This window comes from Kaistella soli (genome assembly GCF_019038595.1).
GTDB lineage: Bacteria > Bacteroidota > Bacteroidia > Flavobacteriales > Weeksellaceae > Kaistella > Kaistella soli.
Window position 1 is genome coordinate 262938 of record NZ_JAHOPF010000004.1, and the last position, 26513, is coordinate 289450.

A 26513-nucleotide genomic window follows, 5' to 3' on the forward strand; every position below is an offset into this window, starting at 1 on the left:
GCTTTGGGCAAAACCGGCTTCAAAAATATATTACATATTCTAATTATCCTAATTTTTAACAGTTTTTTAGCACATTCCAATGCTCAAAATTTGTCTGAAAATAAGATAGTTAACGATACTATACGCAAGTCTGACACCGTTGTTCTGAAGAAGGAACAGCTTGAGGCTGTGGTACAAACAAAGGCTGATAACATCAGGAATGATATCCCGAAAAAGATGACTTACCTCAACAAAAAAGCACAGGTAAAATATCAGGATATGCAGATTGATGCAGACTATATTTCCATTGACTGGGACAAATCGCTGATTTTCGCCAGAGGCGAGCTTGATTCTTTAGGCAAAATAAAAAATCCGGCCTTGGCCACACAGGGAGGAAAAACCTACGAATACGACGAATTTACATATAACATCAAAACCCGTCAGGCCATCGCTTTCAATGCAAGAACTGAAGAAAGTGAAGGTGTAATTGTAGCTGAAAAAACCAAGAAATACAACGATTCCGTTTTCTTTATGCGGAGAGGCAAATACACCACCGATGAGTATTTCATCAAGAAAAAAGACACCATCGCAGATTATTACCTTCTTGCTCCGAATATTAAATTAATAAAAGGCAAAGACAAATCGCAGGTGATCACCGGCCCGATACAGATGTATATTGAGCAGGTTCCTACTCCGCTTATTATGCCGTTTGCAATTTTGCCGTTTTCTGATAAAAGAAGTGCGGGTATCCTGATTCCAAGTTTTGGTGAACGTGAAGATGTAGGTTTTTTCCTGAATGCACTCGGGTATTATCAGCCGATTGGTGAACATTTCGACCTGAAAATCCTTACGGACATTTACACGAAAGGAAGCTGGAATCTCAGGCCTGAAGTGAATTACAAAAAGAATTATAAGTACACCGGGAATTTTTCTGCCGACATAGGAACCACAATCCGCGGAATAAAAGGGCTTTCAGATTATTCAAAAACCGGAACTTACCGGATTGCCTGGAGACATCAGCAGGACTCCAAAGCAAATCCTTTCCTCACTTTTTCAGCATCAGTGGATGTGGTGAGTAATAAATTTTACAATAACACGGTCAACAATAATTACGCATTTAACCAGAATAATCTTAACGCACAGCAGAACTCCAGTGTAAGTGTGGTAAAAAGGTTTCTGACGCTTCCTATCACCATTACCGGAACTTCTTCCTATTCGCAGAATTTCTCTACCGGTCTGGCTGATTTAAAACTTCCGGTGCTGAATGTTGCAATTAACCAATTCTACTTATTTAAACCCAAAACAGGCATCAGACAGGGGCTTTTGGAAAACATTACGGTAAATACAGGATTAAACCTGAACAACTACGTGCAAACCAATGAAGGCGAACTTTTCAGAAAACCAATGTGGGACAAAATGCAGACCGGCGTTAAAAACAATATCGCACTGGGAACAAATACCACCATCGCGAAATATTTTACGTTTTCACTTTCTGCAAATATCGACAATGCCTTAACGACTAAAACGCTAACCCGGAATTACAACCCATTAACGAATACGGTTGACGATATTCTCAATAAAAAAATCGCCGGATATTCTTCATTTTCAACGAGTGCAAGTCTGCAGACAGTGCTTTACGGAATGCTGAATTTCAAGAAAAACTCAGGCATACAGGCCATCCGTCACATGATGACACCGCAAATTGGGTTTACCTATTCTCCGGATTTTTCGGCTCCCGGTTTTGGATACTATAAAAACTATTTTAACGACCGCGGAGAGATGACGCAATATTCCATTTTTGATAAAGGAATTGTGGGCTCCCCAAATTCAGGTCTTGTTCAGGCAATGAGTTTTTCCATCAATAACAATCTGGAAATGAAAGTGAAATCTAAAAAAGATTCCACCGGCATAAAAAAAATTAAGATTTTCGAAAGCTTAAATTTCAACACCAATTATAATTTTGCGGCTCCCGTTTACAAATGGTCGATGTTCACGTTCAGTGGGCAAACCACTTTATTTGACAAACTGAATTTAAATACAGGCTTAACGCTGGAACCGTATCAGATTATTTTCGCACCGGGTGAAGATATCGGAATACGAACCAATAATTTCGGTCATTTCAGTATTCAGGGCTTTAACGCGCAGCTTTCTTACCCTTTAAGCAGTGCAATATTTGAGAAAAAAGATAAAGAGGAGATTTCTAAAAAATACCATAAAAAAGGCGAGATCCGAAACGAAAACTATTATTTTGATGATGATAATTATTCGCAGTTTTCCCAGCCATGGACTCTGAACATCAATGCGCAATACGGCTATACGAGAAGCTTAACACGCTTTGGAAACAAAGTTGCCTCTGTTGGTTTGGACGGAAGCATCAAGCTTACGCCATTCTGGAACATTACCGGGAACCTTTATTATGACGTAATCACGAAAGAAATTGCCAATACCCAGTTAGGTTTTTCGAGAGATCAGAGAAGTTTCACGATCAATTTCAACTGGATCCCTTACGGGCAATATAAAGTGTACGATTTTTTTATCGGAATCAAAGCCAATATCCTGAGAGATGCCGTGAAATACAAAGACCGAAGTTTCACTCAGCCGAACGCACCTTTCTAAAATCATTTTAAAGAATTAAACATTAGTTTTATATTTGCCTAAATTAATAATCAAATGAAAAAGATAATCTCTACCCCTAAAGCACCTGCAGCCATTGGTCCTTATTCCCAGGCGAATTTTGCAAACGGAATACTTTATATTTCGGGACAGATTCCGGTGAATTCTGAGACAGGAAAGCTCGTGGAAGGTATTGAAAAAGAAACCCATCAGGTGATGAAAAACCTTGAAGCGATATTAAACGAAGCCGGAATGAATTTTAAAAACGTAGTAAAAGCAACTATTTTTCTTAAAAACATGGATGATTTTGCGGTGATGAATGACATTTATGCCTCTTATCTTGATGCGGAAAGTTATCCAGCCAGAGAAACGGTGCAGGTTTCTTGCTTACCGAAAAATGTAGATATCGAAATTTCAATGATTGCACATCAGTTTTAAATGAATTTTCTCCGAAATACTTTTGCGGTTTTTGTAGGTCTTGCGACGGCAGCACTCATTATTTCTCTTGGTGTAAGACTGAATTCCTCATGGATTACCTATGAAGATTATGCTCCTTTTCAGCATTGGGAAACCCTTTTGCAATCAATGGAGCACAAGCCCTACTTTTTTGTAGCGTTGCTTATTTCATCCGGAATTGCTGCAACAGTGGGCGGCGTGGTGACCGCAATACTGGTAAAATATGCCAAAGTAGCTTACGCTATTTTAATAGGCTTTATTCTGCTGTTTATTGCGATGCTCGATATTATTATCTTTCCTTACCACCCTACTTTTTATAAAATTTTGATCTTTCTTACCTTCTTCCCTTTTTCTTGGATCGGAGGGAAAATTACAGAAGTCATTTACGAACGGAAAAAGAAAATTGCCCGCAGACTAAAAGAAAAAAACGCAGCTTTATAAGTTGCGTTTTTTTTGTGGTCATAATTTGGTGAACTTAATTTTTCTTTCCGGCAACCTGCATCGGATTTACTTTGCCTTGGGCAGCACCTCTTGCAGCATCACCGCTTTTCTGCTTGAACACCTCAAACTTAGAAGTTGGTGCCGGCATGTCTCCCCAAAAATTATTCGAGGTATCAATATCTGCAGTTTCCTTCATAGGATCAAGCTGAATAGATTTTAATTTTTTAGTGAAATAATATGTTTTGGAAACTTTCTGTTCGTTTTTTCTCCAGATCTGCGCTGAAGATTTATCATTGAGTTTTGTTCCGTCTTCAAAAGTGAATTCAAGAATAATAGGCATTACCAAACCTCCTTTGTTGCTGAAATCAATCTGATAGGCATAAATATCCTGCAGTTTAGCTTTTTCCTTTGCCGGAACTTTTTCCATATTCTCAATCTTCATTGAATATTTTTTGGTGTCATCCACCTTCTCCATTCCGCGGTTGTATCTCCAGTAGAAATCCTGAGTTTCTTTGTCTTTATCGGTATAAAACTGGATGTTTTTATCGTTTCTGTTTCTGATTTTCGAGATATCCTCAAAATCATTCTGTTGGGGTTTATCAACCGTGTAATTGATTTCACGGGCTTTCGGTTCAGCATCCAGGTCCGGAGTCGCAACGGTTACTTTATCAATAGAAATATCCACAGGATCGATTCCGTAGAACCATCCGCGCCAGAACCAATCAAGGTTTTCCGCACTTGCATCGTTCATCGTTCTGAAAAAATCTGCCGGTTCGGGATGTTTGAACGCCCATCTTTTTGCATACGTCTTAAAAGCATTATCAAAAAGTTCGCGTCCCATGATCGTTTCTCTTAAAATATTCAAACCTGTTGCCGGTTTTGAATAAGCGTTTGGTCCAAACTGAATGATATTTTCGGAGTTGGTCATTATCGGTTCCAGCTGATCTTTCGGCAGTTTCATATAATCAACAATCGTATGAGCCGGGCCTCTTCTGGACGGGAATTTGTTATCCCATTTCTCCTCTGTCAAATATTCAACAAAAGTATTTAACCCTTCATCCATCCAGCTCCACTGTCTTTCGTCCGAGTTGATAATCATCGGGAAGAAATTATGTCCTACCTCGTGAATAATCACACCGATCATTCCGTTTTTGATTCCTTCAGAATATGTTCCGTCTTTCTCGGTTCTTCCGTAATTGAAACAGATCATCGGATATTCCATCCCATTCGCCGCCTCAATCGACTGGGCAACAGGATAGGGATAAGGAACTGTAAATTCTGAATAGGTTTTTATTGTGTGAGCTACCGCCTTTGTCGAAAATTTACGGTAAAGATTATAGGCTTCTTTCGGATATAAACTCATCGCCATTACCTGATTGTTGTTTTCTGGGATGGTAACTTTCATACCGTCCCAAATGAACTTTCTGGAGGAAGTCCAGGCGAAATCTCTCACGTTTTCTGCTTCGAAAATCCAGGTTTTTCTTTCTTTGGATTTGCTTTTTTCCGCTTTTTTTGCTTCTTCCAAGGTTACAATTTCCACAGGTTCGCTGGACGTCTGCGCTTTGTTCCATCTTGCAAGCTGCGCTGCGGTAAGCACTTTATCATAATTTTTTCCAACGCCTGTTGCAGCAATAATATGATCTGCAGGAACGTTCATGGTCACTTTATAGTTTCCGAAAACCAAAGCGAATTCGCCTCTTCCGGTAAACTGGTTATTCTGCCAGCCTTTGAAATCGCTGTAGACACACATTCTCGGAAACCATTGGGTAATCGTATATAGATCGTTGCCGTCTTCCGGGAAGTTCTCGTAACCGCCTCTTCCGCCCATGGCGATACGGTTCGGGATATTATAATTCCAGTCGATTTTAAACCTGAATGTTTCGCCCTTTTTGAGAACTTTAGGCAAATCGATTCGCATCATCGTTTTGTTTACGATGTATTTGAGCGGATTTCCTGAAGCATCGGTGACTTTTTCCAGATTGACACCATAGCCATTATTTTTTTCAGGTAAATCGGTAATTTTTAAACGTTCTGTATTTGAGATTTTCGGAATAAATGAAGAATCATCATAGCCGGCACTCTTCACTGAAGACTGCTCGTTTTCATCCAGCTGCAGCCATAGATATTCTAAGTCATCCGGAGAATTATTGTAGTAAGTTACCGTTTCGGAACCTTTCAGATTTCTTTTATCCTCATCCAGGTAGGCGGAGATATCATAATCTGCCCTGTTTTGCCAATATCCCTGGCCTGGTGCGCCGGAAGCGGTTCTGTAAAAATTGGGAGTCGGCAGAATGGTGCCAAGCTGTTCGAATTTATTACCGTGGTTGCTTTTCGGATTGTTCTGGATATCCTGAGCAAACATTCCCAAAGGAATAAAAAGGGATAAAACGATGGATTTAAATTTCATACGTATAGAATGTTTAAGCTAATAGTCTTCAAAACTAATAAATCGTTACAGAAAACTCGTTATAAATAAGGAAATTAACTTTTTAAAATGGAATTCGTTCCAAAGTCATTTTTAGGGCAAGGGCAAAAACGCCTGACGATACAAAAAGAATCCAGTCTTTTTTATTAAGTCTGAAGAGTGCCGACAAAAGAAAATGCACTGCCAAAATAATGACGACTACAGCAATCTGCCCCAATTCTAAACCAATATTAAATCCTAAAAGCGGGACAAAAATATGCTGTTCACCCGCCATCATCATTCTTGCAGTATTGGCAAATCCCATCCCGTGAATAAGTCCGAAAAACAGCGCGAGATAATAATTCATCCGCATCAGGCTGTTGTGTCTGTTCCGCATTAAAATATTGTCTAAAGCAGTAATCACGATGGTTAACGGAATCAAAAACTCAACCCATTTTGCCGGCGCACGCACAATATCAAAAACACTTAACGCCAAAGTAATGGAATGACCTATGGTGAAGGCGGTGACGATCCAAAGTATTTTCTTCCAGTCTTTCACCGCAAAAATTGCAACCAACACCAAAACAAACAGCTGATGGTCCAAAGCATCCAGGGAAATAATATGTTCCCAACCCAAATTCAAGTAAAATAAAAAATCGTTCATGTACTGCATATTTTTTAAGCGGCACGATAATACAAAATTTAATTTAACTTTGTTTAAAAATAAGGAAGATGAATACTCATCTATAAACAGGAAGTCTATTTTTCAGTATGAAATATTTCCAAAAAAAATACCCGGCCATTTAAAATGAAAAAAATCATCACTGCACTTTTTACTTTTCTGTTTGCGGCATCGTTATTTTCAAATGTTTTTTCAACCAAAGACATTCACCCTTATCATGTTGGTTCTGTAGAATTTAAATATAATCCCACTTCAAAAACTTTTGAAATAAGCGGAAAATTCTTTCTGGATGATTTGGAAAATGTGTTAAAGGCAAAATACGGAAAAGCCGTTCATTTTAATGATGAGAAATACAAGTCGCAGATCAACGCGTATTTAATTCAGTATTGCGAAGAATACCTGAAACTGAAATCTGACAACAAATTTTTGAAAATCAATTATTTAGGATACGAAGAAGACAGTGAAGCGGTAAATATTTACCTGGAATCAGAAAAAACAGCTACGCCTAAAAAAGTGGAAACCGCAGTAAGTTTTCTGTACAATCTGTATGACGATCAGATGAATATCATCCACATCATCGTTGGCGGAAACCGGAAAAGTCAGAGATTAAACTATCCTGACCGCTATCTTTATCAGAATTTTTAGAAACCTGCGTTCACTCTTTCTGCTTCTTTCATAACATCAGGAAAGAAACGGTCAAAGTGATACTGAAGCTGTGGTTTGTTATTTAGGAAAACTTCAAAAACTCCGGTGTCTTTTTCTAAATATTTGGCTTTGTTGAGAACGTTCTGAAGAGAAAATTTAATTCCCCAATCTTCTCTGTAATTATAAAGCCAGTTGTCTTTTTCCATCCTGTCGAGCATCCGCAGGAAATTTTCAGGAAGAAACTTTTCGTGATTACGCAAAACACGGTAAACGCGTTGCGAATGGCTTAAAAGCGTTTTATCAGCTAAAGAATTGGCGAGAAAATAATCAAAAGAAACATCGACAAAAGCCCCGGAGTACAGCCTCACCAGCGGACTGAAAATTTTCTTGGCTTCATGAATTTCCGGATGTGCATCCGTAAAAGTATCAATTGCTCTGTGCAGAGTAATTCCTTCTCCTATCTTTTCAGGAAATGTAAAGCGGTCTCTGTTCCGGATAAAATCTTCCAGAAACTGCCCGACGATCTGCTCATCGGTAAAGGTCAGGTAGGAATGGGCAAGGAAATTCATACAATGATTTTAAAAAAGATGCTCATGAAAATCCTCAATTTTACTTACTTCCACAATAGTGATCCCGAATTTCTTTTTAGGGATTTTATTTAAGTTCGAAACAAAAATCTTTTCATAGCCCAGCTTTTCAGCTTCCGAAATCCGCTGTTCGATCTGCGAAACCGGACGGATTTCTCCGCTCAGACCAATCTCACCCGCAAAGCAGAAATGCTCAGAGATCGCAATATCTTCATTGCTCGATAAAATGGAAGCCACGACAGCCAGATCAAGTGCCGGATCGTCGGTTTTTATACCACCTGTTATATTAAGGAAAACATCTTTCGCACCCAACTGAAAGCCCGCCCGCTTTTCCAGAACCGCCAAAAGCATATTGACTCTTTTCGAGTCGAAACCTGTGCAGCTTCTTTGCGGAGTTCCGTACACTGCCGAACTTACCAAAGCCTGAATTTCGATAAGCATAGGGCGGTTTCCTTCCAGCGTTACCGCGACAGAATTCCCCGAGAGTTCTTCAAATTTCTTGGTAATGAGAATCTCGGAAGGATTTTTAATCTCCTTCAAACCCTGGGAAACCATTTCATAAATTCCAATCTCCGCGGTAGATCCGAAACGGTTTTTGTTGGCCCTTAATAATCTGAAAAGGTGATTCCGGTCGCCGTCGAAATTAAGAACAACATCTACCATGTGTTCCAAAACTTTCGGTCCCGCGATTTGGCCGTCTTTAGTAATATGTCCCACTAAAAAAACCGGCGTATTGCTGTCTTTCGCGTATTTGATGATTTCGTTGGAGCATTCGCGGATTTGGGAAACCGTGCCCGGCGAACTTTCAATCAGCTGGCTCTGAAGCGTTTGAATCGAATCAATAATTACAAAATCAGGCTTCAGTTTTTTAGCTTCATGCAGAATCTTTTCAACGGAAGTTTCAGTAAAAAGATAACAGTGCGGATTCTGCAGTTCAGTCAGCCGGTCAGCACGCATCTTAATCTGCGATGCGCTTTCTTCACCCGAAACATAAAGAATCTTCTTCTTCATTTTCAGGGCGAGCTGCAGCAGTAAGGTAGATTTCCCGATACCGGGTTCACCGCCGATTAAAGTAACAGAACCCAGAACAATCCCTCCGCCCAATACTCTGTTCAGCTCTTCAGAAGGAGTACTGATGCGCGGTTCTTCGTGGGTTTCCACTTCAATAATATTGATGATGTGCTGTTTGGAACGTTCAGAAAAACTTTTCGTTGGAGATTTCTCCACGATTTCTTCTATCAAAGTATTCCATTCGCCGCAGTTTTTGCACTGTCCGAGCCACTGCGGATATTGCGACCCGCAGTTCTGACAGAAATATGCCGTTTTCACTTTTGCCATCCTGCGAATTTCCTGAAAAATTTTGAAACTTTGGGAGTTTTAGTTGGATGAATTTAGTTTTTAAAAGCAGAAAACAACTGCCTCTTCCGGAAATCCGTCCCGCTCTCCGCTATATCTTTTTCTTTTTTACAAAGAAAAAGGATGCCGCTGCGATCGGGGCTATAATGAAGGTTCTGCACACTCCGAAATATTTAATCTTCCTTTATTTGCCTTGTCTTTCAAAATCACTTAACTTTGCACAAACCTAATCTAATGAGTAAAAAGAACACGAAATACATCTTCGTTACAGGAGGTGTTACTTCATCTTTGGGAAAGGGAATTGTATCCGCTTCTTTGGGACTTCTTCTAAAATCCCGCGGTTTCAATGTCACCATTCAGAAACTTGATCCCTATATCAACATCGACCCCGGAACATTAAATCCTTATGAACATGGCGAATGTTATGTAACCGAAGACGGTGCTGAAACTGATTTGGATTTGGGACACTACGAAAGATTCCTCAACTCATCAACTTCTCAAAACAATAACGTTACAACCGGTAAAATTTATCAGACCGTTATTGAAAAAGAAAGAAAAGGAGATTTCCTCGGAAAAACGGTACAGGTCATTCCGCACATCACCAACGAAATCAAAAGAAGGATTAAAATTCTGGCAAAACAGAATTATGACATCATCATCACCGAAATCGGTGGAACCGTCGGCGATATCGAATCTCTTCCTTATATAGAAAGTGTAAGACAGCTGAAATGGGAACTGGGAGAAAACAATTCCATGGTTATTCATCTCACTTTGCTTCCTTATCTCGCGGCAAGCGGCGAACTGAAAACTAAACCTTCCCAGCATTCCGTGCGCCAGCTGATGGAATCGGGAATTCAGGCGGACGTTCTGGTATGCAGAACCGAGCATAAAATCCCCAAAGAACAGCGTGCAAAACTTGCGCAGTTCTGTAATGTATCTCTTGAAAATGTTATTGAATGTAAAGATTTGGATACCATTTATGAAGTTCCGCTTTATCTTCAGAAACAGAATTTTGATGATGTTGTACTGAAGGAACTTAATTTAAAGTCTGATAAAGATGCTGATTTAAAAGACTGGAAAAACTTCTTAAAAAGATATCAAAACCCTAAGAAATCTGTAGAAATTGCTTTGGTTGGAAAATATGTTTCACTTCAGGATTCTTACAAATCCATTGCCGAAGCTTTTATTCATGCAGGTGCAGATCTGGAAACCGAAGTGCGTATCAGATGGGTTTACAGTGGTGATATTAATGAAGAAAACGCTAAGGAAACCTTCAAAGGAATTGACGGAATGCTGATTGCCCCAGGTTTTGGAGACCGTGGAATTGAAGGTAAAATTTCAGCCGCAAAATATGCCCGTGAAAACAATATCCCGTTATTGGGAATCTGTCTGGGAATGCAGATCATGACCATAGAATTTGCGCGCAATATTTTAGGTTACAGGAAAGCCAATTCAATGGAGTTTGACACTTCAACGCCAGATCCTGTAATTTCTATCATGGAAGAACAGAAAAATGTAGTGGAAAAGGGAGGTACAATGAGACTCGGAGCGTGGAAATGCACCTTAAAACCAAATTCTAAACTGCACGAAATTTACGGAACGAAAAATATTTCTGAGAGACACCGTCACCGCTACGAATTCAATTCAGAATACAAAGACGAGTTTGAAAGAAACGGTTTGATGCCAACAGGCTTTAATCCGGAAACCGGTTTGGTAGAAACCCTGGAACTGAAAAACCATCCTTTTTATATCGGTGTACAGTATCACCCCGAATACAAAAGCACAGTAGCTTCCCCGCATCCTTTATTCAAAGCCCTGATAAAGGCAGCAGGTAAAAAATAAACTGAGGAGATAAAAGACATTGTGTTTTTTATCTCTTTGTTTTTAAATGAAGCGACAAAAAATTCTTCATTGGCAAAAAAATGAGTATTTTTGTCAGCCAAAATTAAAAGGAATGAATTTTGAGAAAAATTCTGCCTAACCATCAAATAATCAATAAAAAAAGATGCAGCAAAATAACGGTTTAGATAAAAATCAAATTATAAGTTTCGCCCTGTTTTCCCTTATTCTTATTGGCGCTATGTTTTATTTCCAAAACAAGCAGGCTAAAGAGCAGGCATTGAAAGACGCTGAAAACAAGGGAAAAGTCACCCAAACAGTTAACGCAAACAATACAAAACCGGCTATTGTCACCAATCTGAACGACAGTGTGAAAACCACTTCCATTCAGCAGGTCGCGTTAAAAAACAAAGAACTTACTTTGGCAATTTCTACTTTGGGCGGACAGATTTCTACCGTTCAGCTGAACGAATACAAAGCTTACAATGCGAAAACCGACAAAAACGACAAGGAGCTTTTGATTTTCGATAAAAACAATTCGACCTACGGGTTTCAGTTTAAAGACAAAACCGGAAAAACTTTTAATACCAAAGATCTGGTTTTCACCCCGACACAGAATGGCAATACAGTGACCATGCAGGCGAATGCAAACGGGGCGATCATCCAGTTCATTTATACTTTGATGGATAAATATACGGTTGATTTTAATGTGAAAACTCAGGGATTGGCGCAAATTGTTTCTGATTCTAAAGCAAACTTCGTTTGGGATTTCAATGTAAGGGAAATGGAAAAAGGCCGTGCCCAGGAACAGACCCACACTGAATTCAATTATACTTTCAATAATTTTAAAAGTTTCGATTATGACGGCAGAACCAGCATGGACGAGCCGGACGAAACACTGAACTGGCTTGCGGTAAAACAGCAGTTTTTCTCCGCGGTGATCGAGCCTCAGCATGGTTTCAAAAACTCACACGGTTCTCAGGAAATGATTGAGGAAGGTGAGTTCCTGAAAAAATTCAATTATAATGGCCAGGTAGATTTGGCTGGAAATGAGCTTAACCAAAATTTCAAATGGTATTTTATGCCGCTTGATTTGCCTTTGCTTAAATCTTATGACAAAAATTTCGATGAACTGCTTCCTTTAGGATGGTCATTTATCGGAAGCCTGAACAGATGGTTTTTCATCCCAATGTATAATCTTATTTCAAGTTGGGGATTGGCTGCAGGCTGGGTTATATTCTTAATGACGATTATTGTGAAAATCATTTTGTCCCCGGTAATGTTCAAACAGCACAAACTGAGTGCAATGATGCGGGTAATCCGTCCGGAAATTGACGAAGTGAATGCCAAATATAAGGATGCGGATCCTATGAAAAAGCAGCAGGAAACCATGGCTGTTTACAGGAAGGCCGGCGTAAACCAAATGGCGGGCTGTCTTCCGGCACTGCTTCAGATTCCTATTTTCTATGCGCTGTTCCGCTTCTTCCCGAACATGATCGACCTTAGAGGAAAAAGTTTCTGGTTCGCGAAAGATTTAACAGCTTATGACGACGTTATCAAATTGCCTTTCCATGTGCCGTTTTTAGGAGAGCACCTGAGTATTTTTGCCATTGCATGTACCGTTGTGATTCTGATATATACGGTGATGACTTCCGGTAACATTCAGCAGCCACAGCAGGAAGGGATGCCGAATATGAAAGTGCTGATGTACATCTTCCCGATTACTTTCCTATTCTTTCTGAATACTTCAGCATCAGGACTTTCATGGTACTATTTCGTATCGAATGCGATTAACATCTTAATCATCCTTGTCATCAAATACTGGATTCTGGATGAGAAAAAGATTCACGCACAAATTCAGGCGAACAAACAGAAAGAGCCAAAAAAAGAAGGCAAGTTCCAGAAAAGAATGCGTGAGATGATGGAAAAAGCGCAGGAACAGCAAAAAATGCAGCAGCAGCAAACCGGTAAGAAAAAATAAAAACAGCTCTAATATAATAGAAAAAGCGGAAATTGAATTTCCGCTTTTTTTTATGCCGTTACCAAACCCTTTAATAAAATCCGTTGTTGGTATTGAAAAAAATCTTGCTATCGGATTATTAGTTTTGTAAAGAAACGATATTCCACTAACGAATTAAATGCTCAAACTACTATGCTTAAACTTCATTCATCGTATAATCCAATCTGAAAGATTTTCGGTGATGAACTGTTGGCCCAAACTCATTGAGTGCATCCCGGTGCATTTTCGTGGCGTACCCCATATTGGTACTCCAGCCGTATTGAGGAAATTCTTCGTGAAGTTTTATCATCAGCTGATCCCTGTAATTTTTTGCCAAAACAGAAGCAGCAGCAATCGAAAGCAGTTTTTCGTCTCCTTTTACAATGCAGTGATGCGGAATTGACGGATAAGGATGAAACCTGTTACCGTCAACCAGAATAAGTTCCGGACGCACCTTTAACTGATCCAACGCTAAATGCATTGCATGAATGCTTGCATTGAGAATATTATGCTCATCAATATATTGGGGAGAAAGTTCAGCAACAGCATATTCTTTTACATTGCTTTTTATGTATTCATCAAGATAAAGACGGGTCTTTAGTGTTAATTTCTTAGAATCATCTACCAAATTTTGGACAAAAGTTTCATCAATAATCACCGCAGCTGCAACTACAGGTCCGCAAAGGCATCCTCTTCCTACCTCATCGCAGCCCGCTTCAATATATTGTTCCGACCATTTTTTTAATAATTCCATACCGCAGACACTCAATACTGAGCAAAAATTTGTAATGCGGTAAAAATACAAACTTTCAGAAACAAAACAGGGATTATTTTTATAGCTTTATTTTATTAATTATTCCAGATCCGTTTTATAAACTCTAAAATACTACACAAACAACCGTTTTATAAGTTCACTTTCTTTCAATCTTTTTGGGAAACATCCAACATTCCTTCTTAAAAAATAAGACTATTATTCACAGACTTTCCAACAAGAAAAAGGAATTTTCAACAACAGTTGAATTAACTTAATTTAACTTAATTTTTCTTATAATATTATTACAAAAATGGCTTAAAAAAAGATTATAATTTGCTTATATCGTAAATTTTAAAATAAAACTATCAAAAAAAGAGGTCATATTTTGATAAATCAACACAATAGGGTTATTTATTGCTTAAAACACACCTAAAAATCGCATTTATTATATTATTAAGAAATAATTAACAAAATGTTTGGTCATATTGTGAAAGTTTTGCACTTTTGCTCCAATGAAAAAATTTAATTTGATATGAAGAAACTAACAACAAGCGTTTTAGCTGTAGTTCTAACCTCATCATTTGCTTTGGTAAGTGCTCAAAAGAGGGACACAGTTAAAACACAAAACATTGACGAGGTAATTGTTACCGGAGCTTTGGGTATTAAAAAAACAGCTGACGCGGTAACATCCGCACAACAGATAGTCTCAGCTGACCAACTGAATCAGGCAAGCAACCCAAATGCCGTGCAGGCTTTGGCAGGAAAAGTAGCCGGTTTACAGATTAACCTGTCCAACAGTTCTGTTAATTCCAGCAACACCATCCAACTGAGAGGTTTACGTAGTATATCCGGGGGTAATGAGGCGCTGGTTGTTATTGACAATGTTATTTCATCCGCAACTGCACTACAAACACTTCCTACTGATATTATTGAATCCATCAACGTAATTAAAGGTGCTCAAGGGGCAGCGCTTTACGGTTCAGATGGAGTGAACGGTGTTGTAGTTGTAACAACCAAACAAGGTGCAAAAAACAAACTTTCAGTTATTTATGATGGAAGTGTGGATTTTGAATCTACAGCTTTTGTTCCTAAAAGGCAGACCAAATATGGCCAAGGTTGGTACAATAGCCATGACCAATATGAAAACGGAGCTTGGGGACCAGCATTTGACGGTACTACAAATGCATACGGTTTACCTATGTATGACTTTAATAATGATGGTGTTATCAGTTTAAATGGTATCGGTTGGGGATCAGACACTCCTTTCACAGGCGATAACCAGGCTGCAATCATCAGACCATACTCTGCAAGACCAGATGAGGTTAAAAACTTTTTCAAAACAGGTACTACGTTCAGCAATGGGGTAACCTTAAACGCAGGAAACGAAGGAAAATACGCCTTGCTAAATTTGAAAAATGTGGAAAGAGATTTTATCATTGACGGCGACAAATCCAGTATTACTTCATTCTTATTTAAAGGAGGAGCAAAAGTAGGCAAGTTTTCATTTGACGGTGGTATTAACTTCATGAGAACTACGTTTTCGCAAACCGCACAAATGTATGATGAAACTACAAATGATTCATTATACTGGGGTTTAATGCAATCATCTCCTGACATCCCAATTACAGCTTACAAGGATTACCCGGATAATGCATTTGCATGGAATATCTACTATCAGAATCCTTACTGGAAAATGAAGCACCAGCGTCAGGATTACAAAAGAGATTTCTACAATGCAACTATGGGAGTTGGCTATGAAATTAATGATCACATCAACGCAAAATACACGGCGAACGTACAGCAATCATTCTCCACGTCAACGAGCCACAGAGATGCCTGGAGAGGAACCAATTATAATGGTGCGGGTGCAGGTGCACTAAAAGCTATTACTTCTGTGTTATTCCTGGATGACCGTCAATCATTTGATTACTATGGTGATTTAATGGTGAATTTCAACTATGATTTGACCAGCGATATTAATTTAAAAGCGAATATCGGTCACAATTATCAGGATCACCGTTTGGAAAAATTGCAAAATGGAGGTGCTAACTTAGCAGTACCTGGTGTATATGTAATGACCAATGTTACCCAACCATTACCTTCCGGATCCACTGCACTTGATAATGGATCTTGGAGAAGAAATTCGCATGCAGTTTTTGCTAACTTAGATTTAGCATATAAAAACTTTCTGTTTTTGAATGCTACCGGAAGAAACGAGTGGGTTTCCCAATTACCTAAAGACAATAACTCTTATTTCTATCCTTCTGTAGGTATTTCATTTATCCCAACTAAAGCATTCGATTTTGGAGGTGACACTCTTAACTACATGAAAATTTCAGGGAACTGGACAAGAGTAGGAAATTCAAGAGCAGTAGGCTGGTATGATATCAACAAAACAGCCGAACTTGTAGCAGGATTCCCATTAGGTGGCGTAAACTCTTACAGAAACGGAATGGTTCAGGCTGATCCGAATATTCGTCCGGAATTCGTAACAACCAATGAAATTAACTTGGATTTAGGATTCCTTAAAGACAGAATTAAAGTAAGCGGCTCGATCTATAAACAGGACACTAAAGATTTGCTTACTAAACAAACAACATCTAATGCTTCCGGTATTAATCAAAAATTAATTAATATCGCTAAGATTGAATCAAAAGGAGCTGAAATTAATTTAGGTCTTGTTCCATTTAAAACCCCAGATTTCAAATGGGAAATTAATGCAGGATATTCTTATAATGAGTCCATAGTAGCTGACATTATGGAGGGTGTTGACGAAATCCCATTAGTTTCTGCAACAGCATGGGGGATTTATGCCCAAAAGGGTTCTGTTTTCCCATTAATTAAAACCTCAATGATGCAGAGAGACAGCCAGGGTAGAATTATCATCAATGCTACCACAGGAAATCCTCTCCTTACTTCTACTTTGCAAAATGCAGGTAGCGCAGTTCCAAAGAGCATCTATAATTTCAGTACTAACATTTCCTACAAAGGATTTAAACTTGGTGCAGTAGCTGATTACAGATATGGAGCAAAAATCGTTGCAGATATCAAAAGTGGTCTAGCCTTTAATGGTGCCCTATGGGATTCTGGAGAAGTTGTTCGTGAGCAAGGTGGTTTTATCATGCCTAACTCTGTAATTTCAGACGGCCAAGGTGGATATACCCCTAATACATCAGTAAAAACCGGAGGGAATAACTACAACACTGTAAATGATTATTTCTCCAGTAATTATGCAACTTATGGTGAAAACTTGTTAGCTGGTGGCCAAGTGTTTAAACTTCGTGAAGTTTCCTTGTCTTACACATTGCCTAAAACTCTTATCACTCAATATGGACTTCAGGAAATTACTTTTGGCGTACATGCTAGAAATCCATTCCAAAAATTTGCAGATGATAACTTGAATTATGCAGACCCAGAAACCAGCTATTACTCTGGAGGAACTGCTAACGCTTTCGGTGTTGCGTCACGTACTCAGTATCCGAGCACTAAAGTTTATGGAGCTTCCGTAAATCTTAAATTCTAATTTTTTAATTTTTAAACAAACATTATGAAAAAGTATATTTTATTATCACTCATAGGAGCAGCGATGATTTCGTGCAGACTTGATGATAATTTAACTCCGAATAAAGTCTTAACTGACCAGGTAGGTCCTAATTTAAGGCTGGCTGGTGCGTCAACCAGCGCCTATGCTGTACAGGCCGGCTCTATGAATGGTCTAGGTAACGCATGGATGAATTCTTGGGCTGGGAATTTTGCCCAATTTGGTAACCCATTCACCACTGAGTCTAATTTAGATATCACTACAACATATCGTCAAAGTATTTTTAATGATATGTACAGAGCGGTTACCAGACTGCAAAGAGTTGCTGATTATGGTGCTGCACAGCCAAACTACGCAGCAATCGCAAAAATTCAGAAAGCGTATTACATGCAGTATATGGTTGACCTTTACGGAAATGTTCCTTATACAGAAGCATTCCAGGAAGCAGACAATCCAACGCCTGCTTACGACCAAGACGTAAAGGTTTATAAAAGTTTAGTTACTGAATTGCTTGACGCTAAAGCTTTAATTACAACAGCCGGAAGCAATCCAGCATTTAAAGTTGAAACAACAGCAGATCCAATATTTAAAGGAGCGATGCCTAGTTGGACTGCATTTGCCAACACTGTTCTGTTAAAATTCGCAGTGAGACTTTCTAACACTACGAATGCCGATGGTATTGCGCTTAGAAACCAAATCATCACTGCTTTAGCAGGTGCAACCTACATCACCTCAGATGTAACGATTAACCCAGGGTATAGTAATGCTTCAGGAGATTCCCAAAATCCTTTGTATTTTAACTTTGGAAGATATACTTACACAGGGGCTTCTAATACCAATGGTTATCTTTTGATGACAGCGTCTGATCATGCTGTTAAAACCTTACAGGGTGATGCATCTAAACCAACCAGTGGAGTTTCAGATTCAAGAATTGGATTCCTTTTCACCACAGGTAAGAAGTATAACGGAGTCAACTCTAATGGACCGGATGGATACTATGGTTTCCCACAAGGTATGAATAATGAAGATTACAAAGCATTTATGGGATATCCCGCAACAGCAATCAAACCTGCAATCGCTAACTTTTCATATCTAAACGGACCATTCTACGACACCGGAGCAAACCCGACAGGTGGATTAAAAAATGGATATCTAATGCTTAAATCTGAAAGCGAGTTTCTACAGTCAGAAGCTGCCCTAAGAGGATACGCAGGATTCTCTGGTGATCAAGCTCATTTCGAACAAGGAATTATTGCATCCTTTACTTTTGATGGCAAGACAACCGATGCAGCAACTTACATTACCAGCATCGCTGCTAAACCTAAAGTGGGATGGACGGGTACTAACGATGATAAAATTGCAGCAATTCAATATCAAAGATGGGTGGCGCTCATGAACTTTAATGGTATAGAATCATATATTAATTATTTGAGAACTGGTTACCCTGCAACTCCTTTAGCTACTACTGCTACTCAAGCCAACAAGCCATGGAGATTGCTTTATCCGGCTGCTGAGTACTCCAGTAATACTGCACATGTACCTGTAGTATCGCAAGGACAGGCTTTCACTAAGAATGAATTTACACCATTCATATATAAATAACGTAAAAACTTATTTAGTACATTTAAACCAAACCACTCTTCGGAGTGGTTTTTTCTAATACGATTAAGACAATTTTAACGATTTTTCTTTTATATGTTAAATTTCTTTCACATATTTGTAAATGAAAAAATTTAATTTGATATGAAGAAACTAACAACAAGTGTTTTAGCAGTAGTTTTGACGTCGTCATTCGCTTTGGTGAATGCACAAAAGACTGACACCGCAAGAACGCAGGATATCGAAGGCGTGGTTGTAACGGCTTTGGGTATTAAAAGAGAAAAAAAATCTTTAGGTTATGCCACTCAAGAAATTAGCGGCGAAACAATTTCCGACGCGGGGCAGAACAATGCAGTAAGTGCATTGTCCGGAAACGTTGCAGGTGTACAAGTAACAGCACCATCGACGTTAGGTGGCTCTACAAGGATAACCATGAGAGGTATAAGTTCCATTACAGGAGAAAACAGACCTTTAATTATTGTTGATGGCGTTCCTCTTGATAACAGTAATATCAATTCTACAGACACCCAACGTGGTGCAGGTGGGCTCGATTATGGCGATGCTTCTTTTGACTTGAATCCGGATGACATTGAAAGTGTAACAGTACTAAAAGGCGGTCCAGCTGCGGCCTTGTATGGTTCAAGAGCAGCTAACGGGGTAATTATTTACACGACAAAATCTGCCAAAAAAGGAAGAACAACTATCGATTTCAACTCTGGAATCTCTTTTGAAGAGATATCTATTATGCCGAACCTTCAAAACCAATATGGTGGAGGTAGTGGAGATTTTGAGAAGGTTACCATTGAGGGGAAAGAATACAACGTTCCTTTTTACGCATATGATGAAAGCTGGGGACCTAAATATGATTCTAATCTGATGTATTTACCGTGGTATGCTTTCGACAAAGAATACCTTCCAAACCAATACTTAAAAGAAGTCCCTTGGGTTGCTCCAAAACATGGCGTGAAAGACTTTTTTGATAAAGGGATGACGCTGACAAACAACGTTGCTTTCTCAAAATCATTTGGTGACACCAATGTAAGAGTTTCTTATACAAACACCAATATCCACGGAATTGTACCTACCTCTAAAATTGATAAAAACAACCTTTCTGTCAATTTAAACAGCAAACTGTCCGACAAACTGGAAATTGAATCTGTAGTAAATTATGTTCAAACTGCGGCTTTCAACAGACCGGAAGTTGGTTATGGAGACAACTCCTTCGGGGAAAAATTCTTCCAATGGGGCCAAAGACAGCTTGATTATTCATTGTTAGAAGCTTATTACCTGAGACCAGACGGTACTCAGAGATCCTGGAACAGAAACTCTTGGGATGATGGAACACCGGCCTACCATGATAACCCATACTGGACTATTTATAAGAACACCAATGATGATACAAGACAAAGGTTCTTTGGTAATGCAGGTTTGACATATCACTTCAACAAGAATTTTTACACAGTATTCAAGGTTTATGGTGATGTATACAGCCAACGTAACCAGAACAGAACTGCTATCGGATCTGTGGCAACATCCGGATATGATCTTTATCAAAGAAGCCAGTCCGAATACAACTATGAGGGTAGATTGCATTTTGATAAAAATTTCGGTGATTTTAGTTTGAACTCATTTATCGGAGCAAACAGAAGACAGTCCAAAACTGATATCATCCATTCTTATACAGTAGGTGGACTTATCATTCCTGATCTTTACAACTTAAACAACGGATGGTCCGATTCCAAAACTGAAAACTCATTCTCACAAAGAAGAGTAAACAGTGTATTCGGATATGTTTCTTTGGGATATAAGGATTTTATCTTTGTGGAAGGTACCGGAAGAAACGACTGGTTCTCTACAGTAAACAATTCTATCTTCTATCCGTCAGTTACAGGTAGCTTTGTATTCTCTAAATTAGTGAATGCAGACTGGTTGAGTTTCGCAAAACTGAGATTAGGCTGGGCCAACGTAGGTAACGATACCGGGCCATACAGATTGAGAACTTATATAAACATCAACACTCCGTTCCAGGGAAATCCGCAATATGATTTACCTAATACACTGAACAACGAAAACCTTAAGCCAGAGCTTAAAACAACGACTGAGATCGGTATGCAGGTAGACCTGTTCAAAAACAGAGCAGGATTTGATGTTACTTATTACGACTCCAAATCAAAAGATCTTATTATTCCGCTTCAGGTAGACGCTGCGACCGGTTATTCATTTAACTATGTAAACGCTGGTTTAATGACCAATAAAGGTATTGAAGCTTCCGTTTATATTAAACCGTTTAAAACTGAAAACTTTAGCTGGGATCTGAACTTAAATTTCGCTAAAAACAAAAACGTTGTTGAAGAACTTGTACCAGGCGCAGACACATACCAATACACAATCGCTCCGTTTAGAGCGCAGCTAATGGCTGTTAAAGGCATGGCTTACGGTCAAATCTATGGAACTGATTTCACTTACGACGCTAATGGAAACAAAATTGTTAGTGCAGGAGGTACTTATGTGCCAAGCGACATTAAGAGTTTAGGCTCAGTACTTCCGGATTATAATATGGGTCTCCGAAACACATTTAAATACAAATCTCTAAGTCTGTCATTCCTTATTGACATGCAAAAAGGTGGCAAGTATTTCTCAACAACACACATGTGGGGAATGTACTCCGGTATGTTAGAAGAAAGTGCTTTGGGAGGAAACCGGGAAGCGGGATATATCATTCCTGGTGTATTAGCAAACGGTACTCCGAATACCAAAGTTTTGGATGCTGAAACTTGGGGAAGTACTTTCTACAACACTGTAGATGCCCAAAACGTATTTGATGCAAGCTATTTCAAACTGAGAGATCTTACGTTGGCATACGATCTGCCTAAAGCTTGGCTTACAAACACAGGCCTTACAGGCTTAAGAATATCTGCATTTGGTAGAAACCTCTTCGCGTGGGGGCTTGACTGGAAAGGAATGGATCCTGAAAACGTATCATACGGTTCCGGTAACATTCAAGGTTTAGAAGGAGGGTCATTGCCTTCTACAAGAACATACGGTGTAAATGTGAATTTTAAATTCTAATGATAATTATAAAAAAAAATAAAATGATAAATAAATCATTAAAAATAGGAAAATACCTCTTATTTGCTGTTATCGCAAGTGCTAGTATGACTAGCTGCAGACAGGATTTGGAGAGCATCAATACCAATCCGAACTCAACAGATAAGCCAACTTCTTTCGGATTATTCAATTATGCCAACAAAGCATTTATGGATAACACCAGAGACGGCTTTACTTCTGGAAGGATGACTTTGCCTTGGGTGCAGTACTCCGCGCAAAGAAACTATACAGAAGAAGACAAGTATCAATACAGATTGTCTGTAGCAAATAGCATGTGGACTAACCTCTATGCCTATGCGATGGACTACAAAAAAATTATTGAACTTAATACTGATCCTTCGACTGCAACACAGCAAAGCAATTACGGTCCAAATGCAAACCAGATTGCTGCTGCCAGAATTATGTTGGCCAATATCTTCATTACTCTTACAGATTCGTTTGGTGATGTTCCTTACTATTCTTACGGCACTGCTGACCCAGACTTCCAAGCACTTGATCCTAAGAACATTACACCTAAATTTGCTTCTCAGGCAAAAATCTATGCAGATATCTTAAAAGAACTGAAGGCTGCTTCAGATATGATTAAGACAGACGAAGTTGTTTTTACTAATGGAGACGTTCTGTTTGGAGACGGCTTAAAACTTAAAAGATTTGCAAACTCGTTAAGATTGAGATTGGGAGTTAGAGTAAAAGGTGTTGTACCGGGTGCTGATGCAGCCATTCAGGATGCAATTGCCAGCGGTGTAATGCAGTCTAATGACGATACGGTAGGTCTCACTTATGAGAATACGGACAATAACCCTTCACCAATGTGGACGGCTAACCTTACCAGAAACGACTTTGCTATCAACAAGACGTTAGTGGAAATGTTAAAAGGTAATAAAGGTCCATTTGGTAAAACCGATCCAAGATTATTTCAGTGGGCAGCTCCTCTTGGGGTAACACAGGCGCAAGTAAAAGCGGGCAACTATGAAGAGTCCACAGATCCCGCCGATTATGCTGGGATGCCTTACGGTGTGCCTACTAACGGTATCGCAGCCAACCAATCTGCAATCGGTAGATCATCATTATTTAGCAAAAATATAGTTAAGAAAAACTATACTGAAGTTTATATGGAATATGCAGAAGTTGAATTCCTTCTAAGTGAAGTGAATGGTTGGTCTCAAATGAACTATGAAAATGGAGTGAAAGCTTCTATGCAAAGATGGGGTGTACCTACTGCTGAGATTGCTACATATATGTCAGGTTTAGCGCCGGCTTCAAAAGAAACTGTCCTGACGCAGAAGTACCTTGCATTATTCGGGCAACCTTACGAAGCATGGTCTGAATACAGAAGAACAGGTTATCCGAAAACGTTATTGCTGCCTGGGCAGACAGGAACTTACAATTCGTCTGTTACTGTAGGAGGAGTTCCTTCTACTACCTATACGTTTAATTCTTTAATAACCGGATTAACGGATCTTCCTACAAGATTCTATTACCCAACCCAAGTACAAACTTTGAATAAGGCTAACTGGGAAGCAGCATCTACCGCAATTGGCGGAGATCAGATGAACAGTAAGCTGATTTGGGACAAAAACTAACTCAAATTAGTTTATAATAATTCTTAAACCACTCTTCGGAGTGGTTTTTTTATTTCCGTATATTTGTCATTCAAAATTTTACCATGAATATTAAAGATATTATTGAACATAAAATCGCTGAAGTTATCCAGAATGTTTTTCAAATCGATGATGTAAATCAGAGAAACAACATCAAACTGGAAGTGCAGCAGAATAAAACCGAATTTGAAGGCGACTTTACCATCGTTACTTTTCCGCTGGTAAAAATCCTGAAAAAAAGTCCGGATCTTATTGCGATGGAACTGGGAGATGCACTTTCTACGGAGTCCGATTTTGTGGAAAACTTCAATGTGGTAAAAGGTTTTCTGAATCTTTCGATTAAAAAAATTTTCTTTTTAGATAACTTTAATTCGATAAAAGAAAATTTCGGTAAAACCGAAGCGAAAAACGAAACCGTGATGGTGGAATATTCTTCGCCAAACACTAACAAGCCCCTGCATCTAGGTCATATTAGAAATAATTTATTGGGATATTCCGTTGCACAGATTCTGAAAGAGGACGGATATAATGTCATCAAAACCCAAATCATCAACGACCGTGGAATCCACATCTGCAAATCGATGTTGGCATGGGAAAAGTTCGGAAATGGGGAAACCCCTGATTCCACCAGCACCAAAGGTGACAAATTCGTTGGAAACTATTACGTCGCATTCGACAAAAACTACAAAAAGGAAATCGCTGAACTGGTTGAAAAAGGATTTGATGAAGACGCTGCTAAAAAACAGGCGCCAATTATTCTTGAAGCTCAAAAAATGCTTCTAGACTGGGAAAAAGGTGATGAAAAAGTAAGAAATCTCTGGAACGAAATGAATTCCTGGGTTTACAAAGGTTTCGGCGAAACATATAAAAAACTGGGCGTTGATTTCGATCAGGTTCAGTATGAAAGCAACACTTATCTGCTGGGCAAAGACTTGATTCAGGAAGGGTTACTAAGCGGGGTTCTTTACCGAAAAGACGACGGTTCGGTTTGGTGTGATCTGACGGATGAAGGTTTGGATCAGAAATTACTGTTGCGCTCGGACGGAACATCAGTTTATATGACCCAGGATCTGGGAACTGCGGTTCAGCGGTTCAAAGACAATGATATTCAGAAATTAATTTATACTGTTGGAAACGAACAGGATTATCACTTTGATGTTCTTTTTAAAATCCTCAAAAAACTCGGTTACAACTGGGCAGAAAACCTTTTCCACCTTTCTTACGGAATGGTCGAACTTCCCGAAGGTAAAATGAAATCACGTGAAGGAACAGTAGTGGATGCCGATGACCTGATGCAGGAAATGGTGGATACCGCGAAAGAAAAAGCAGAAGAACTTGGCAAACTCGAAAATCTTTCTGAAGAAGAAAAGGAAAAATCTTACGAAACAGTTGGTTTAGGAGCTTTAAAATATTTCATGCTGAAAGTGGACCCAAAGAAAAAAATGCTTTTCAATCCTAAAGAAAGCATCGATTTTAATGGAAATACCGGCCCTTTCATTCAGTACACTTACGCAAGAATCCAGTCATTGCTGAACAAAGCAAACTATGTAGAAAAAACGGTTTCTGCCTATGAAATGAATGATTCGGAAAAAGATTTGGTGATGAATCTTTCCAATTTCAAAGATGTGGTTGCAAAAGCTGCAGAAACGCTTTCACCTGCACTGGTCGCCAATTACGTATATGAACTCGTGAAATCGTATAATTCTTTCTATCAAAATAATTATATCCTCAATCAGGAAAATGAGGATACAAAAAATTTCCGTTTAGAACTTTCTTCCCTTACCGGAAAAAGCATCAAAAAAGGTTTGGAACTCCTTGGAATAGGAACGGTTGACAGAATGTAATGGTTATTAATTTTTCTCAAGATATTCATTTACAATCACTTTTTCCCCAAACTGAATTTGAGGAGAAAGTGATTTCTTTTTTGGAAAACTGGTATTCAGAAGCTGAAACTGTTTCCGTACAGACTTCCGGATCCACAGGAACTCCAAAAGTTTTCGAAATCGAGAAAGAGAAAATGCGCAGTTCAGCACAGATGACCTGTGATTTTCTGAATTTAAGAAAAGGAGATTCAGCATTGGTTTGTCTTCCGGTTGAATACATCTCCGGAAAAATGATGATTGTACGTTCTATTGAAAGAAAACTTCAGCTCTTCATTACCTCTCCTTCCATAAATCCTCTCGCTGATTTGGATCACGAAATTGACTTCTGTGCCATGTCGCCGCTTCAGGTTGAAAATTCTTTAGACAAAATTCATTTTATTAAAAATTTAATTATCGGCGGCGCTCAGGTTTCTGAAAGTTTAAAAACTAAAATTCATACACAGCTTTCTTGCAGCATCCAGCATCTAGTACCCAGCGTTTACGAAACTTACGGAATGAGCGAAACCCTTTCTCACATTGGCTTAAAACAGATTTATCCGAATTCAGAAGAATACTTTTCTGTTTTCGAAGGAGTTCAAATTAATGTAGATGAAAGAGGTTGCTTAACGATTTTTGCTCCAAAACTTAATTCTGAAATTCTTCAGACTAACGATTTAGTCGAACTTAAAAATAACCATCAGTTCAAATTTTTAGGTAGAATTGATAACGTAATCAATTCAGGTGGACTTAAAATTTTCCCGGAACAGATGGAAAGTATACTAAAAAAACAGCTGCCAAACGAAGTGGCGTTTTTGGGTGTGAAAGACGAAACTTACGGACAGAAATTAATTTTAGCCATCGAAGGTGATGAAACGGACGAGCTAAATTCACAGCTCAAAAGGCTTTTAAACGGGATTCAGACTTCTTTTTCAAAAAACCATCTTCCAAAGGAAATCCATTTCATGACAAATTTTCCGCGGCTTGGTAATGGCAAACTCAACCGTAAAGAATTGCTAAATTTGCTCTAAACTTTCTTCATCCATAAAA

General features: G+C 38.9%; 17 protein-coding genes. 12 read left to right on the forward strand and 5 right to left on the reverse strand.

The window, feature by feature from the left end; genetic code table 11:
• Positions 1 to 3: 3 nt before the first annotated feature.
• The 3 genes from KSK37_RS09360 to KSK37_RS09370 are packed head-to-tail and all read left to right on the forward strand — an operon-like array spanning position 4 to position 3489.
• Positions 4 to 2595, forward strand: coding sequence for a putative LPS assembly protein LptD (locus KSK37_RS09360; protein ID WP_217201046.1), 2592 nt, complete (start codon positions 4 to 6; stop codon positions 2593 to 2595).
• A gap of 54 nt (positions 2596 to 2649) precedes the next feature.
• Complete coding sequence (locus KSK37_RS09365) at positions 2650 to 3030, forward strand: RidA family protein (RefSeq protein WP_217201049.1); 381 nt, start codon at positions 2650 to 2652, stop codon at positions 3028 to 3030.
• Positions 3031 to 3489, forward strand: a complete 459-nt coding sequence (locus KSK37_RS09370) for a hypothetical protein (RefSeq protein WP_088358855.1) — start codon at positions 3031 to 3033, stop codon at positions 3487 to 3489. It abuts the gene before it with no gap.
• Positions 3490 to 3523: 34 nt separating this feature from the next.
• Here the strand turns inward: KSK37_RS09370 and KSK37_RS09375 are convergent, their stop codons facing one another.
• Both KSK37_RS09375 and KSK37_RS09380 read right to left on the reverse strand, forming a co-directional pair.
• A complete protein-coding gene (locus KSK37_RS09375; RefSeq protein WP_217201051.1) occupies positions 3524 to 5896 on the reverse strand; it encodes a M1 family metallopeptidase in 2373 nt (790 codons plus the stop codon).
• A gap of 82 nt (positions 5897 to 5978) precedes the next feature.
• Positions 5979 to 6557 (reverse strand): HupE/UreJ family protein, encoded by a 579-nt coding sequence (locus KSK37_RS09380; RefSeq protein WP_088359432.1) that lies wholly within the window; start codon positions 6555 to 6557, stop codon positions 5979 to 5981.
• A 144-nt stretch (positions 6558 to 6701) separates the two neighbouring features.
• Between KSK37_RS09380 and KSK37_RS09385 the strand changes: the two genes are divergently transcribed.
• Positions 6702 to 7220: a DUF6702 family protein gene (locus KSK37_RS09385; protein ID WP_246566410.1), complete on the forward strand. Its 519-nt coding sequence runs from the start codon at positions 6702 to 6704 to the stop codon at positions 7218 to 7220.
• Here the strand turns inward: KSK37_RS09385 and KSK37_RS09390 are convergent.
• Positions 7217 to 7789, reverse strand: coding sequence for an acyl carrier protein phosphodiesterase (locus tag KSK37_RS09390; protein WP_217201052.1), 573 nt, complete (start codon positions 7787 to 7789; stop codon positions 7217 to 7219). The two genes, KSK37_RS09385 and KSK37_RS09390, sit on opposite strands and share 4 nt — an antisense overlap.
• A gap of 9 nt (positions 7790 to 7798) precedes the next feature.
• The gene (gene radA, locus KSK37_RS09395; RefSeq protein WP_217201055.1) at positions 7799 to 9145 is read right to left on the reverse strand and encodes a DNA repair protein RadA; all 1347 of its coding nucleotides are present in this window, start codon (positions 9143 to 9145) and stop codon (positions 7799 to 7801) included.
• A gap of 252 nt (positions 9146 to 9397) precedes the next feature.
• On the opposite strand from radA, the gene pyrG reads away from it, so the two are divergent.
• The gene (pyrG, locus tag KSK37_RS09400; RefSeq protein ID WP_217201057.1) at positions 9398 to 11005 is read left to right on the forward strand and encodes a CTP synthase; all 1608 of its coding nucleotides are present in this window, start codon (positions 9398 to 9400) and stop codon (positions 11003 to 11005) included.
• A gap of 163 nt (positions 11006 to 11168) precedes the next feature.
• Positions 11169 to 12983 carry a membrane protein insertase YidC gene (yidC, locus tag KSK37_RS09405; RefSeq protein ID WP_217201059.1) on the forward strand — a complete coding sequence of 605 codons (1815 nt, stop codon included), beginning with the start codon at positions 11169 to 11171 and terminating at the stop codon, positions 12981 to 12983.
• A 175-nt stretch (positions 12984 to 13158) separates the two neighbouring features.
• Here the strand turns inward: yidC and KSK37_RS09410 are convergent, their stop codons facing one another.
• Positions 13159 to 13755, reverse strand: coding sequence for a ribonuclease HII (locus tag KSK37_RS09410; RefSeq protein ID WP_217201061.1), 597 nt, complete (start codon positions 13753 to 13755; stop codon positions 13159 to 13161).
• 586 nt (positions 13756 to 14341) lie between these two features.
• On the opposite strand from KSK37_RS09410, the gene KSK37_RS09415 reads away from it, so the two are divergent.
• The 6 genes from KSK37_RS09415 to KSK37_RS09440 all read left to right on the forward strand — a co-directional run bounded on the left by KSK37_RS09415 (position 14342) and on the right by KSK37_RS09440 (position 26494).
• Positions 14342 to 17278 carry a SusC/RagA family TonB-linked outer membrane protein gene (locus KSK37_RS09415; protein WP_246566422.1) on the forward strand — a complete coding sequence of 979 codons (2937 nt, stop codon included), beginning with the start codon at positions 14342 to 14344 and terminating at the stop codon, positions 17276 to 17278.
• Between the two features lie 24 nt (positions 17279 to 17302).
• Complete coding sequence (locus KSK37_RS09420; protein WP_217201065.1) at positions 17303 to 18898, forward strand: SusD/RagB family nutrient-binding outer membrane lipoprotein; 1596 nt, start codon at positions 17303 to 17305, stop codon at positions 18896 to 18898.
• A gap of 141 nt (positions 18899 to 19039) precedes the next feature.
• Entirely contained in the window at positions 19040 to 21964 is a 2925-nt protein-coding gene (locus tag KSK37_RS09425; protein ID WP_217201067.1) for a SusC/RagA family TonB-linked outer membrane protein, read from the forward strand.
• Between the two features lie 86 nt (positions 21965 to 22050).
• On the forward strand, positions 22051 to 23586 hold the full coding sequence (locus KSK37_RS09430; RefSeq protein WP_246566425.1) for a SusD/RagB family nutrient-binding outer membrane lipoprotein: 1536 nt from the start codon (positions 22051 to 22053) through the stop codon (positions 23584 to 23586).
• 83 nt (positions 23587 to 23669) lie between these two features.
• On the forward strand, positions 23670 to 25448 hold the full coding sequence (gene argS, locus KSK37_RS09435; protein ID WP_217201071.1) for an arginine--tRNA ligase: 1779 nt from the start codon (positions 23670 to 23672) through the stop codon (positions 25446 to 25448).
• A complete protein-coding gene (locus KSK37_RS09440) occupies positions 25448 to 26494 on the forward strand; it encodes an AMP-binding protein (protein ID WP_217201073.1) in 1047 nt (348 codons plus the stop codon). Before argS ends, KSK37_RS09440 begins: the two co-directional genes overlap by 1 nt.
• The last annotated feature ends 19 nt before the right edge of the window (positions 26495 to 26513 follow it).